The sequence below is a fragment of the Cyanobium sp. BA5m-10 genome (assembly GCF_024346255.1).
In the GTDB taxonomy this organism is placed as follows: domain Bacteria; phylum Cyanobacteriota; class Cyanobacteriia; order PCC-6307; family Cyanobiaceae; genus Cyanobium_A; species Cyanobium_A usitatum.
In genome coordinates this window covers 32,499-45,025 of record NZ_JAGQCP010000011.1, presented here as the reverse complement: position 1 = coordinate 45,025, position 12,527 = coordinate 32,499, and the positions used below count along the sequence as shown (strand labels likewise).

Below are 12,527 nucleotides of genomic sequence, written 5' to 3'. Positions count from 1 at the left end.
CCGATGGACAGGTCTGTGAAATCGGCCTTTGAGCTGCTTAGAGATTTGCTCGAGCCTGCTGTTGACCTGCCCTCCAGGCTTCAACAGCTGCTGCCCACCATGGGCACCCTGCATCAGCTGCATGGCCCTGTCGCGCGACTCAACCCCGGCCTGGTTTCGCTATTGGCAGGTTTACGTGGATTGGCCCAGGTGATCTTCATTAACAATCCCCTCAGTGGGCTGGTGTTGCTGTTCGCCTTCCTGGTGCAGTCGCCTTGGTGTGCTCTGTTGGCCCTGCTGGGTACCGCAGCTTCCCACTGCACAGCTCGGCTCCTCTGCTTGCCGGAGGGGTTGCGGAGCGAGGGCATCTACGGCTTCAACGGCGCCTTGGTGGGCTGCGCCGTCGCCAATTTCGCCCAGTTCGATCGCCCCCTCTCCAGCCTGATTTGGGCTGCTTTGGTGCTGCTTGGTGGTGCGCTGACCACCTTGCTGCTTGAGGGGCTGGGCAGGGGAATCAACCGTTCCCTGGGGCTACCACCACTCACCCTGCCGTTCATTCTTGTTACATGGGGCTTGCTGGGATTGGCTTCCCTTGCTCCGGGGGCGGCATTGGCGCTGGCCGAACCGGTCCCGATGCCCGAGCTTGCCAGCACCTCGCAGGCCCTCACCCATGGGCTGCTCCGATCCGCGGGTCAGGTTTTTCTCTGCGCCAACCCCTGGAGTGGCCTGCTGGTGTTACTTGCCACAGCCCTCGCCAGCCCCCTGGCGGCGGGACTGGGTTTGCTTGGTGCCCTGGTTGGCATGGCAACCGGCCTTCTGCTCGATGCCCCTTTGGATGCGATCGCCCAAGGCCTCTGGGGATACAACGGCTTACTGGTGGCGATCGCCTTGGGGGGGATTTTTTACGCCCCCAGCTGGGCCAGCTTGGCGGTGGGTCTGGGAGGTGCGGCTTTGGCGAGCCTGTTCCAGTGCGGTTGGAGCCTGACTCCAGCTCAGGGCTGGCCTTCGCTCACCTTGGCTTTTGTGCTTGCCACCTGGGTGATTCAGCTGCTGGTGCGTCGTGCCTTGCCAGCTCTGCTTCAGGTTTCGCTGCACGCCACCTTGACCCCGGAGGAGCATCGCCAGCGCTTTGTGTTGGCCCGCACCCTGCTTGCTGATTTTCGTCAAAACCTGCACCTGGCAATCAGCGGCCAGCGCCGCGCTTTTTTGGCTGGACGGGTTCTGGCGCAGATGCGGCAACAAATGTCGGCCCTGTTTCAGCGACTCGATCAAGACGGCAATGGCGATATCAGTGCGGTGGAGCTGCTCGAGGGTCTGGGGATTGATCCCCAGCAAGACGGAGAGGGTGGAGTGCTGGCAGTCCAGCTGGCTGGGGTCTTGCAGGTCATGGACCTGGATGGGGATGGCCGGGTGGATGTCGAGGAGTTTGGTGAGCTGATGCTTCGCCTGCAGCGCTTGCACCTTGGCGAGGCTCGGCTGCTCAACTATTTGCTGCCAGTCGATGCCAATGGCGATGACCGGCTTGATCCGGCCGAGCTCAGGCGTCTGCTGGCCAGTGTGGGCGTACGTCCCCTTAATGCTGAGGAGGAGTCCTTCCTCTTCAGCCGCTCTCCCGATGGCCTCAGCTGGCTCCAGTTTGTAGACCAGCTGCTTCTTACATGAACCGGCCATCCCAACCTGAGCGCTCCTTCAGACCAGGGTGAGGCGGTAAACGATCAGCGCCAGGATCAGAGCCACTAAGGAAACCTCAATCAGATCAGGGCCGCGGGGATTCATGGACGTTTCAGGTGCGCCGCCGGTGCAGGCTGGCCGCTGATGGCAGGGCCAGGGCAAGGGCGAGGGCGGGAATCTCAATCAGCAGTTGGCCGTTGCCGAAGGTGATGAAGGCCAGATCAAGAAAGGCGATGCTGCGCAGAAACAGGGACCAAGCCTCATCGCCTTCATTATTGGCGCGGCTCCAAAGCACAAAGCCTGCCAGCAGCAAGACCAAATCAATCAACCAGACCACGGATCTGAGGCGCTGGAGAGGCTTGATTCTGAATGCTGCTGGACCCAAACGCCGGCCTGTGTCAGCGGATCTTGCCGATTTGCCGCCCCACCTGCTCGATCTGCTTGTATTCGTCCGGCTTCACCGTGGTGAATTGCTGGGCACCAAACAGGCTCAAGATCTGCTTTTGCTCTGGGTCAGTGGCTCGCCAGCTGATGATCGACTGGCGCAGCTTGGCGCTGAAGCCCTTGCCGAAGCGCTGGTCGAGGTTGGGCTGGCCCAGCCATAGGTAGTCGGGGTAGCTGGGGGTGCGCCAGATCTGCACCACCTTGCTGCGGTTGGCCTTCCCGCTGCGCAGGTTGCTCTTCCACACCTGCTCATTGACGGCGCCGGCGTCGTAGGTGCCGCTCTGCACCAGGGCGATGGTGGCGTCGTGGCTGCCACTGAAGCCGGGGGCTCCGCCAGCGAAATCAGCCAACTTGACGCCTGCCTGAGCGAGGAAGTACTGGGGCATCAGCCGGCCGGAGGTGGAGCTTTCCGAGCCAAAGGTGAAGCGCTTGCCCTTGAGTGCCACCAGCCCTTTCTGGTTCTGGATCGGCTTAAGGCCGCTGCGGGCATTGGCGATAAACACGGTGTAAAACTGCGCGTCGATGTCTCGCTGGGCAAGCATCTGGGCACCGGGTTTCTGCAGGCTGGCCTGCACGCCGGTGAGACCGCCAAACCACACCAGATCAAGACTGCCGGTGCGGAAGGCGCTAACAGCAGCTGCGTAATCGGTGACGGGCACGTAGCTGACCTTCACACCTAGTTGCTGGCTGAGCTCATCGGCCACCAGGCCGTAAAGGCGGTTCAGCTTTTCAGGGTTCTGGTCGGGGATGGCACCGATGCGCAGCACCTGCTGGGCTGCGGCCGCCGGCAGCAGGGAGGCGGGCACGGGGGGGAGGACCGCCGGTAGCAGGGCTAGGCAAAGCCCCGTCAATGCGGCGGTCAAACGTTCTCGGGTGGACATTTATTTGGAAAAGGTGGGAGTCAGAGGGCAGCCAGGAAGCGCTGCAGGCGCGCCAGGCCATCCTCAATCGTGGCAGGCCCGGCTGCGCAGGAAAGTCGAATGCAGCGGTCGTCGCCGAAGGCCACCCCTGGCACCACCGCTAGGCCCACTTCATCGAGCAGCCGGTTGCACAGGGTCATGGAATCGAGGCCAAAGCCGCTTACATCGGGGAAGGCATAGAACGCCCCCTCCGGCGGCAGCAGTTTCAATCCTTCGATTGCCATCAGCCCCGCACTCAGCAGGCTGCGGCGCTCGTTGAACTGGGCCGCCATGGCGTGCACGCAGTCGCGGGGCGCTTCGATCGCAGCCAGGGCGCCGAACTGGGCAAAGCTGCAAACGTTGCTGGTGCTCTGGCTTTGCAGGGCACTGGCGGCGGCTACCACTGGCTGGGGCCCAGCCAGCCAGCCGATGCGCCAGCCGGTCATGGCCCAGCCCTTGGCGAAGCCATTCACCGTGAAGACGCGATCGGCCAGGTCTGGCGCCACGGCGCCAAAGCTGTGGTGGGCGTGGCCTGGGGCCAGCAGGAATTCGTAAATCTCATCGCACACCACGGCCACCTGGGGATGGCGGCGCAGCACGGCGGCAATCGTCTCCAGCTCCGGCCGGCTCAGCACCATGCCGGTGGGATTGCCGGGGCTGTTGAGCACAAGCAACTTGCTGGCTGGAGTGATGGCTGCCTCCAGTTGGGCCGGATCGAGGCGGAAGCCTTGGGCCGCTGAGCTGGGCAGCATGGTCACCGTGGCGCCGGCGAGCTTGGCGATTTCTGGATAGCTGAGCCAGTAGGGCGCCGGCAGCAGCAGCTCGTCGCCGGGCTCGAGCAGCACCTGGAACAGGTTGTAGAGCGCCTGCTTGCCGCCGTTGGTGACCAGCACCTGCTGGGCGGTGGTGGGTATGCCGTTTTCAGTGCTGAGCTTGGCGGCGATCGCATCGCGCAGGGCAGGCTCGCCGGCGGCTGGGCCGTAGCGGGTATGGCCTGCCTCCAGAGCAGCCGTGGCGGCCTGGCGGATGAAGGCCGGGGTATCGAAATCAGGTTCGCCGGCGCTGAGGCTGCAGATGTCTTGGCCATCGGCCTTGAGGGCCTTGGCTCGGGCAGCAATGGCCAGGGTGAGGGAGGGCTGGAGGGCCCGGGCCCGGGCAGAGAGGGCCGGAGTGGTGGTGGGCGCGGCGGTCATCCCTGTGTCCGGCATCAGGACGCGCGGCATCAGCACTGGCTGGCATCCTGCCTTACGGATTTGCCGCGTACGGTTCAAAGGGGCACGAAATGGCCAGCTAGTTACACGTTGATGGTTTTGCCGTGACGACACCTACCCCTGCCCCAGCCGAGTCCCTGGGGCAGTTGCTGCTCGATTGCGCAGCCTGTCGCCGCTGTGGTCTGGCCGCGGAGAGGCAGCAGGTGGTGGTGAGTCGGGGCAATCCCGCCGCCCGGCTGATGCTGATCGGCGAGGGACCCGGCGCTCAGGAAGACAGCGCTGGCTTGCCTTTTGTAGGTCGCTCCGGCCAGCTGCTCAATCAGCTGCTGGCTGCCGCTGGCATCGACAGCAACCGAGATGCCTACGTTTGCAATGTGGTCAAGTGCCGCCCCCCTGGCAACCGCAAGCCCAAGCCCATGGAGCTGGCCGCCTGCCGCCCCTGGCTTGATCATCAGATCGCTTTAGTGAATCCGGCCGTGATCCTGCTGGTGGGGGCCACGGCGCTGGAGGGGGTGCTGGGAATTAAGGGCGGCATCACCAGCCTGCGGGGCCAGTGGCACGCCAGCGAGATTGAAATTTTGCGGGGCCGGCGCCTGATGCCGGTCCTGCATCCCTCCTATCTGCTGCGCTTTAACTCGCAGGCCGAGGGCTCGCCCCGCGCGCTCACGGCAGCCGACTTCCAGGAGGTACGCCGATCCTTGCTGGCCAATCCCGCCCGCCTTGCTGAACTGCTCAATCCGTTTGACACCCTCGTCGCTTAAGCGGCTTTTGTGACAGGCTTTGCCCTTCCCGGCCCCCCGCTTCACCCAGCCATGACCGGCACCCCGGCTCCCTACGACAGCGTGGCTCCCTACGTCACTCCGGCTCGCTACGACACCGTGATTCACCGGCGCCAGACCCGCAGCGTGCGGGTGGGAGATATCTGGATCGGCAGCGATCACCCGGTGGCGGTGCAGTCGATGATCAACGAGGACACCCTCGATATTGAGGGTGCCTCCGCCGGCATCCGGAGGCTGCACGAAGTCGGTTGCGAAATCGTGCGACTTACGGTGCCTTCCCTGGCCCACGCGAAGGCGGTAAAAGAAATTCGCCAGCGCCTTGAAGACACCTATCAGCCGGTGCCATTGGTGGCCGACGTGCACCACAACGGCATGAAGATTGCACTGGAGGTTGCCCAGCACGTCGACAAGGTTCGGATCAACCCGGGTCTGTTCGTGTTTGACAAGCCCGACCCAAATCGCACCGAATTCAGCCCCGAGGAGGTATCTGCCATCGGTGAGCGCATCGCCGAAACATTTGAACCGTTGGTTCAATTGCTCAAGCAGGAGGACAAGGCCCTGCGCATCGGTGTCAACCATGGCTCCCTGGCTGAGCGGATGTTGTTCAGCTACGGCGACACGCCCCTGGGCATGGTGGAGAGCGCCATGGAATTCATCCGCATCTGCGACCGGCTCGACTTCCACAACATCGTGGTGTCAATGAAGGCCTCGCGGGCGCCGGTGATGATGGCCGCCTACCGAATGATGGCCGACCGCATGGATGCGGAGGGCTTCCCCTACCCCCTGCATTTGGGAGTCACCGAGGCAGGCGATGGCGACTACGGGCGAATTAAAAGTACCGCCGGCATTGCGCCTTTGCTGGCTGAGGGTCTAGGCGACACGATCCGGGTGTCACTCACTGAGGCCCCCGAGAAGGAAATTCCTGTTTGCTACTCGATCCTGCAAGCCTTGGGGCTGCGCAAGACGATGGTGGAATACGTGGCCTGCCCCAGTTGCGGCCGCACCCTGTTCAACCTGGAGGAGGTGCTGCACAAGGTGCGCAACGCCACGTCCCACCTCACCGGTCTGGACATCGCCGTGATGGGTTGCATCGTTAACGGGCCGGGCGAAATGGCCGATGCCGACTACGGCTATGTGGGTAAAATCCCCGGCACCATTTCCCTCTACCGGGGCCGGGAGGAGATTCGCCGGGTGCCGGAGGCCGAGGGAGTGGCAGCCCTGATCGCCCTGATTCAGGAGGATGGTCGCTGGGTTGATCCCTGAGCGCCTGCTCACTTCCGGTAACCCGCCCCGGTTAAAACCAATCAGCGGCGCTAGTTTGAAGATACGTTTCCCGCGCCGCAACGGCTTTTCCTGATGGCCAGCCCCCGCACCAGCCTGCTCGTGCTGGTCGGTATTGGTGCTTGTGCGGCCACTGCGGTCGTGGCCAGGGAATTGGTGACCCCTCCCGGTGGCTCTACCCGCATCAGCGACAGCCCCAAGGAAGTAATCGACCAGACCTGGCAGATCGTCTTCCGCGACTATCTGGATATCAACGGCAAGTACAAGCCAGAGCAATGGCGCAGCCTGCGGCGTGACGTGCTCGCCAAGAGTTACGGCAGCTCTAAGGAGGCCTATGAAGCGATCCGGGGCATGCTCGGCAGCCTCGATGACCCCTACACCCGTTTTCTCGATCCAAGGGAATTCAAGGAGATGCAGATCGACACCTCCGGAGAACTCTCCGGGGTGGGAATCCAGCTGAGCCTGGATAAGGAAACAAAAAATCTGGTGGTGGTTTCACCAATTGAAGGTTCGCCCGCATCGAGGGCTGGCGTTCAGCCCAAGGATGTGATTGTGGCGATCGACGGGAAGTCGACCAAGGGCATGAGCACCGAGGATGCCGTCAAGCTGATCCGTGGTCAGGCCGGCACCACGGTGACCCTCACCCTCAAGCGCAAGGCTCAGACCCTGGAGTTGCCCCTTACTCGGGAGCGCATCGAGCTCCATGCCGTCGACCACCAGATCAACACCAGTGCTGATGGCGTCAAGGTGGGTTATATCCGCCTCAAGCAATTCAATGCCACCGCCACCAAGGACATGCGCCTGGCGGTGAAGGACCTCGAAGAAAAGGGGGCCCAAGGTTATGTGCTGGATCTGCGCAGCAACCCAGGCGGCCTGCTGATGGCAAGCGTGGAGATTGCCCGCCATTGGCTAAACGAAGGCACGATCGTTTCCACCAAAACCCGTGATGGCATCCAGGATGTCAAGCGCGCAAACGGCCGCGCCCTCACCACCAAGCCCATGGTGGTGCTGGTTAATGAGGGTTCAGCTAGCGCCAGTGAAATTCTCTCCGGCGCCCTTCAGGACAACAACCGGGCTGTGCTGGTGGGCCAGAAAACCTTCGGTAAGGGCTTGGTGCAGTCGGTGCGGGGGCTATCTGATGGCTCAGGGATGACCGTGACCATCGCCAAATACCTCACCCCCAGTGGCCGCGACATCCACAAGCACGGCATCGACCCTGATGTGACGGCAAAAATGACTGAGCTCGAGTCCCAGCGCCTCAAGCTCGAGGATCTCGGCACCAAGAAGGACAGCCAATACCGGGTGGCGGAATCCACGCTGGTGAAACGGCTTCGCAATGCAAACAGCGTGGAGAAGGCCTATAACCCACGCAGCGCCAATGTGCCGGCGGCCGTGGCCCCCCAGGACTCCAGCGCGCCATAGGCGCTGTAGCTCCTGCGAATTTCCAGGTGAATACCCGGTTCGGGCTGCCAGCACAGGGCTACCTCTTCTGGCACCCCAGACTGCCGGCGATCCGCCGTTTGGAGTGTTACGCCTAAAGCTGCCAGCAGGCTCCAGATCAAGCCAGCGCTAGCGGGGGCCGGGCTAGCTAGGGCCTGGAGCGGCGCGGGAGGTAATGGTTCCTCCATCCCTGGCCTCGCCTCGCTTACAACCACCAGCGATTCGAGCCGTTCGCTGCCATGGCGAATCACGGCGCGGCGGCGCCGCTCTCCCCACACCAAGCAGAGCTCGCTCACCCAGGGCCAGGCACCGATGCGATCGGGGCCCAGGCTCCAGTGCCCCTCTGGGCTGATTTGCATTTCCGCCGGAGGCTCATCAAAATCCATTGAGCGCACCTGGCCACTGCTGACGTTGGTCAACGCAGCCATCACTTTGCCGCCTTGGTCTTGCACTGAGAGCTGGCTTTTGAAGCGCTCCTGCTCCAGGCCACGGCCATCACAGCGAATGAAGCAGCCATGCCAATCGCCAGAGTTGTGGGCGAGCAAGGTTTCTCGCCGCATCTGGGCAGTAAGCGGCGAGAATGGCGTATTCATATAGAAATTTGGTTGCTGTGCCGCTTGATTCGCCCCCACCTCAAATGAACCACCCTGCGTCAATTTGGGAGATGAAACCCTGGTGGTGCCAGCCTTGGAGCATCTTGCTCACCGGTGCAATTGTGGTGGCAGGGAGCTGGGTGCTGCTTCAGCGTTGGTGGATCACCGCGCCTGTAGTCATAGGGGTGCTGGCTTGGTGGCTCCTTTTTCTGGTTGTGGTGCCAGCTGGCTATCAGGCCGAACTCCGGGCTGCTGAACAACCTGAAAAGCCTTGAAATCCGCTTAATTTCAAGCGCCTAGCTAGGCGGAATCAGGCGACCGGCTGCATCAGTCCACCGCCGGGGCCGGAATCGTCATCATCGTTGTTGTTGCCGGCACCTGGTTGAAGCATGGCGTACATGCCGATCGCCAGGAGGCTCACCACTCCAGAAACGAGGCTGAACCCGCCCCCTAAGCCCGAACCTGCTCCGATCACTTCGCCCATGGATCGCCGTTACACAACTTCTCATGAATGTAACGGATTTTTGCGGAATCTGGTTGGTTAAGGGGCCCTTGGGCCCAGGAGCGGCTCGCTGGCGGCGCCTACACCGCCAACACCTCTTCGTTGCGGGCCTTGAGCTGCTCGCGCCGCTGGGCTTCGGTGAGGCCATCGCTGCCTGGGATTTGCTCCGCCATTTGGTTGAGCCAGCCCATCAGCTCCTCGAGCTGCTTCTCAGCAGGCAGCACCCCCAGGCCCCGGGCCAGCACCTTGGCGGTGGCGCCCGATCCGGGCTGAAACACCAGGCGGCCATGGAGGTGCTGGGGCAGGCCCTGGCGCAGTAGGCGGAAGGCGGGCTCCTCCATGGGGGTTTCCAGGGCGATGTTGGGTTTTTCCGGCTTGATGCGGGAGAAGCCGCAGCGCTTGGCCACCAGCTTCAGCTCCATCAGCTGCAACAGCGAGATAACCGGCGCCGGAATGGCGCCGTAGCGATCCACCCAGCCGGTGGCCAGCTCCAGCAACTCCTCCTTGCCGCCGCACTCGGCGGCGGCCCGGTAGGCGGCGATCTTCTCGTCGTTTTCCGTGATCCAATCGCCTGGGATGAAGGCGGTCACAGGCAGGTCGATCTGGGTGTCTTCCACCACTGGGATGTCCTGGCCTTGGATTTCAGCCAGCGACTCCTGCAGCATCTCCATATAAAGGTCGAAGCCGATGGTTTCCATCTGGCCGCTCTGCTCCACCCCCAGCAGGTTGCCGACGCCACGGATCTCCATATCGCGCATGGCCAGCTGGTAGCCCGATCCCAGCTGGGCGAATTCCTGAATCGCCCGCAGCCGTTGCCGTGCAGCTTCGCTCAGGGATGCATTGCCGGGATAAAACAGCCAGGCATGGGCCTGGATACCGCTGCGCCCCACCCGGCCCCGCAGCTGATAGAGCTGGGCCAGTCCGAACTTGTGGGCGTCCTCGATCAGGATCGTGTTCACCCGGGGGATGTCGAGGCCGCTCTCCACGATCGTGGTGCAAAGCATCAGGTCGGCTTCGCCGGCGTTGAAGGCCACCATGGCGCTCTCCAGCTCGCCTTCAGCCATCTGGCCGTGGGCGACCAGCAGCCGCAGACCCGGGATCATTAGCCGCAGGCCGGAGGCCACATCCTCAATGCCCTCCACCCTCGGCACCACGTAAAAGATCTGGCCGCCGCGGTCGAGCTCCTGGCGGATAGCGCTGCGCACCGCCTCCTCGTCGAGGGCGGCCAGGTGGGTCTTGATCGGCCGGCGCAGCGGCGGTGGTGTGGTGATCAGGCTCATCTCCCGCACGCCGGAAAGGCTCATGTAGAGGGTGCGGGGGATCGGTGTGGCCGAAAGGGTCAGCACGTCTACGTCTTTTCTCAGCGCCTTGATCTTTTCTTTCTGGTTGACGCCAAAGCGCTGCTCCTCATCCACCACCAGCAGACCCAGCTGCTTGAAGCCGGTGCTTTTGGAGAGCAGCTGGTGGGTGCCCACCACCACATCGACCGTGCCTGCGCCCAACCCTTCCAGGATTGTTTTGCGTTCGGCGGTGGTGCGGAAGCGGTTTAGCAGGCTCACCTTCATTGGGTAGGGCGCAAAGCGCTCCGAAAGGGAGCGCCAGTGCTGCTGCGCCAGCACCGTTGTGGGGGCAAGCATCGCCACCTGCTTGCCCGCCGTGACCGCCTTGAAGATGGCCCGGATCGCCACCTCCGTTTTGCCGAAGCCCACGTCGCCGCACACCAGCCGGTCCATTGGCTGGGGCTGCTCCATATCCCGCTTGACATCGGCGATTGCCTTCACCTGGTCGGGGGTGGGCTCGTAGGGGAAGGAGTCTTCGAGTTCGTGCTGCCAGGGGCCGTCGGCGGGGAAGGCGAAGCCCGGTGCCTGGTGGCGCTCGGCGTAGAGCTTGACCAGATCCACCGCCACCTTGCGCACGGCCTTTTTGGCGCGCTCCTTGGCCTTGGCCCAGGCCGTGCCGCCCATGCGGTTTAGGTCTGGAGGCGCATCGGTGCTGGCGCGGTACCGGCCGAGGCTGCCCAGCTGGTCGGCGGCCACCCGCAATAGGCCGTCGGCGTATTGCACCACCAGGTAGTCGCGGGATTCGCCGCCGATCGCCAGCTTTTCCAGCTTCAGAAACTTGCCGACGCCGTGGTTGCGATGCACCACGAAATCGCCCGGCTGCATCTTGCCCGGATCCACGGTGCGGCTGGCAGCCTTGCGGCGCCGGCGCACGTAGCCGCTGGCGGCTAGGGCGTGCTGGCCAAAGAACTCCCGGTCGGTGATCAGCACCAGCCGCCAGGCCGGTAGCTGCAGCCCTTCGAGCTCGGCGGTGCCCTTAGTTTTCAGGGCCACCGGCGTGGCCTGCTCCACCAGTCGGTCGATGGCTGGAAAGTCGGCGGGATTGGGCACGAAGCGGGTGATGCAGTCGTGTTCCTCCAGCAGGGCTACCGCCCGCGAGGGCTGGGCCGACAGCAGCCAGACCTTGGCTTTCTCGGCCACAAAGCCCTTCACCAGGCCTGCCAGCTTGCCGAAGGCATTGGGGTAGGCCGGCACCGAGCGGGAGGCCAGGTCAAAGCTGTTGGGGTGCTGGTCGGTTTCGTGCAGCTCGGCCAGATCGAAACCGGCAAATACCTCCGCCTGCTCCAGGGCGTCTGCCGCGGGGCGATGCAGGAGCGGCGGCAGGATCGTCGGCGCCGCGCTGGCTTCTAGTTCCAGCTCCTTCACCACGTCGGCGTAGTGGTCGCAGGCATGGTCAAACCACTGCTGGCCATGGGAGAGGCAGTGGCGCCGCTCATCGATGGCGATCAGGGTGTGGGGCGGCAAATAATCCAGCAGGGAGGCCGGCTGCTGCCAGGCCAGGCCCATCAGCCTCCGCATGCCCTCCGGGGTGCCCCCTTCGAGTAGCTGCTCGAGGGCCTCCGGGCTGAGCATTTGCTCGAGCCCATCCGGCATCGACTCGCGCAGGGCATCGGCGATCAGGGGGCCGTAGCCGGTGGGTGTGAGCCGCACCACCTCGATGGCGTCTAGGGAGCGCTGGGAGGCGGGATCGAATTCCCGCAGTTTCTCCAGTTCTTCGCCAAACAGCTCCAGCCGCACGGGCAGCTCGGCACTCACCGGAAACACATCAACGATGTCGCCGCGCCGGCTCCAGCTGCCCTCCTGCTCGATGGTGGGCACCCGTTCGTAGCCCAGCCGGCTGAGGGTGGTGGCGAGCTGTTCAAGGTCGATCGTGTCGCCCTTACGCAGACTCAGGCATTGATCCCGCATGGTTTCGGGAGGCGGCAGGTGCGGCTGCAGGGCCCTTTCCGTTGCCACGATTGCCAGGCGGCGGGGGGCATCCAGCAGTTCGCTGAGCACCTGCAACTGGCCCCAGGTGATTTCGCTGGTGGGGTCAAAGGGCTCGTAGGGGCTGCCCTCGCTGGTGGGGTAGAGCTGGCAGCTGTTCCACCCCATCAGCTCCAGCAGCGCTGCCCAGCGGCCCGCTTCCTCCAGGGTCGGAACCAGAACAAGCAAGGGCGCCTCGGCAGCCCCGGCCAGGGCGCTGCTCACCAGGGCCCGCGCACTGCGCCCCGCCCCACTGAGCCGCAGTCGGTCGGCCCGCTGCAGACGCAGCAAAACCTCGCCGGTGAGGGGCACCTGCTGCAGCTGGCGCACCAGGGCGGTGAGGGGCATGGGGTCAGGGAATCTCAGAAGGCTCCGATCTTCGCAACTGGCACCAGAGTGGTGTTGGTTGCCGCCAACTTCTGC

At 63.8% G+C, this 12,527-nt stretch carries 11 protein-coding genes; 5 read left to right on the top strand and 6 right to left on the bottom strand.

Annotation, left to right across the window (positions count from 1 at the left end; genetic code table 11):
• The first annotated feature begins 3 nt into the window (after nt 1-3).
• A complete protein-coding gene (locus tag KBY85_RS06270; RefSeq protein WP_254960643.1) occupies nt 4-1,641 on the top strand; it encodes an urea transporter in 1,638 nt (545 codons plus the stop codon).
• Nucleotides 1,642-1,762: 121 nt separating this feature from the next.
• Here KBY85_RS06270 and KBY85_RS06265 read toward each other — a convergent pair whose 3' ends face one another.
• From KBY85_RS06265 to KBY85_RS06255, 3 genes are all read right to left on the bottom strand, one after another.
• Nucleotides 1,763-1,987, bottom strand: coding sequence for a hypothetical protein (locus KBY85_RS06265; protein WP_254929692.1), 225 nt, complete (start codon nt 1,985-1,987; stop codon nt 1,763-1,765).
• A 61-nt stretch (nt 1,988-2,048) separates the two neighbouring features.
• A complete protein-coding gene (locus tag KBY85_RS06260; protein WP_254960642.1) occupies nt 2,049-2,975 on the bottom strand; it encodes a putative selenate ABC transporter substrate-binding protein in 927 nt (308 codons plus the stop codon).
• Nucleotides 2,976-2,995: 20 nt separating this feature from the next.
• A complete protein-coding gene (locus KBY85_RS06255) occupies nt 2,996-4,186 on the bottom strand; it encodes a pyridoxal phosphate-dependent aminotransferase (RefSeq protein WP_254960641.1) in 1,191 nt (396 codons plus the stop codon).
• A gap of 122 nt (nt 4,187-4,308) precedes the next feature.
• Here KBY85_RS06255 and KBY85_RS06250 point away from each other — a divergent pair, with 122 nt between their 5' ends.
• From KBY85_RS06250 to KBY85_RS06240, 3 genes are all read left to right on the top strand, one after another.
• On the top strand, nt 4,309-4,965 hold the full coding sequence (locus KBY85_RS06250; RefSeq protein ID WP_254960640.1) for a uracil-DNA glycosylase family protein: 657 nt from the start codon (nt 4,309-4,311) through the stop codon (nt 4,963-4,965).
• A 51-nt stretch (nt 4,966-5,016) separates the two neighbouring features.
• Nucleotides 5,017-6,246, top strand: a complete 1,230-nt coding sequence (ispG, locus tag KBY85_RS06245) for a (E)-4-hydroxy-3-methylbut-2-enyl-diphosphate synthase (protein WP_254960639.1) — start codon at nt 5,017-5,019, stop codon at nt 6,244-6,246.
• Between the two features lie 93 nt (nt 6,247-6,339).
• The gene (locus tag KBY85_RS06240; protein WP_254960638.1) at nt 6,340-7,686 is read left to right on the top strand and encodes a S41 family peptidase; all 1,347 of its coding nucleotides are present in this window, start codon (nt 6,340-6,342) and stop codon (nt 7,684-7,686) included.
• On the opposite strand, the gene KBY85_RS06235 is transcribed toward KBY85_RS06240, so the two are convergent.
• The gene (locus tag KBY85_RS06235) at nt 7,623-8,297 is read right to left on the bottom strand and encodes a DUF3598 family protein (RefSeq protein WP_254960637.1); all 675 of its coding nucleotides are present in this window, start codon (nt 8,295-8,297) and stop codon (nt 7,623-7,625) included. The two genes, KBY85_RS06240 and KBY85_RS06235, sit on opposite strands and share 64 nt — an antisense overlap.
• Here KBY85_RS06235 and KBY85_RS06230 point away from each other — a divergent pair.
• On the top strand, nt 8,285-8,572 hold the full coding sequence (locus KBY85_RS06230; protein ID WP_315859972.1) for a DUF6737 family protein: 288 nt from the start codon (nt 8,285-8,287) through the stop codon (nt 8,570-8,572). The two genes, KBY85_RS06235 and KBY85_RS06230, sit on opposite strands and share 13 nt — an antisense overlap.
• Before the next feature lie 35 nt (nt 8,573-8,607).
• Here KBY85_RS06230 and KBY85_RS06225 read toward each other — a convergent pair whose 3' ends face one another.
• Together KBY85_RS06225 and mfd are read right to left on the bottom strand one after the other, a co-directional pair.
• Nucleotides 8,608-8,781, bottom strand: a complete 174-nt coding sequence (locus KBY85_RS06225) for a hypothetical protein (protein WP_254931841.1) — start codon at nt 8,779-8,781, stop codon at nt 8,608-8,610.
• Between the two features lie 98 nt (nt 8,782-8,879).
• Entirely contained in the window at nt 8,880-12,452 is a 3,573-nt protein-coding gene (gene mfd / locus KBY85_RS06220; protein WP_254960635.1) for a transcription-repair coupling factor, read from the bottom strand.
• Between the last annotated feature and the right edge of the window lie 75 nt (nt 12,453-12,527).

Excerpts from the sequence above, each read along its gene's own strand:
- ispG (WP_254960639.1), top strand. The coding sequence starts at position 5,017 with ATGACCGGCACCCCGGCTCCCTACGACAGCGTGGCTCCCTACGTCACT.
- KBY85_RS06255 (WP_254960641.1), bottom strand. The coding sequence starts at position 4,186 with ATGACCGCCGCGCCCACCACCACTCCGGCCCTCTCTGCCCGGGCCCGG.
- KBY85_RS06240 (WP_254960638.1), top strand. The coding sequence starts at position 6,340 with ATGGCCAGCCCCCGCACCAGCCTGCTCGTGCTGGTCGGTATTGGTGCT.
- KBY85_RS06235 (WP_254960637.1), bottom strand. The coding sequence starts at position 8,297 with ATGAATACGCCATTCTCGCCGCTTACTGCCCAGATGCGGCGAGAAACC.
- mfd (WP_254960635.1), bottom strand. The coding sequence starts at position 12,452 with ATGCCCCTCACCGCCCTGGTGCGCCAGCTGCAGCAGGTGCCCCTCACC.
- KBY85_RS06260 (WP_254960642.1), bottom strand. The coding sequence starts at position 2,975 with ATGTCCACCCGAGAACGTTTGACCGCCGCATTGACGGGGCTTTGCCTA.
- KBY85_RS06270 (WP_254960643.1), top strand. The coding sequence starts at position 4 with ATGGACAGGTCTGTGAAATCGGCCTTTGAGCTGCTTAGAGATTTGCTC.
- KBY85_RS06230 (WP_315859972.1), top strand. The coding sequence starts at position 8,285 with ATGGCGTATTCATATAGAAATTTGGTTGCTGTGCCGCTTGATTCGCCC.
- KBY85_RS06225 (WP_254931841.1), bottom strand. The coding sequence starts at position 8,781 with ATGGGCGAAGTGATCGGAGCAGGTTCGGGCTTAGGGGGCGGGTTCAGC.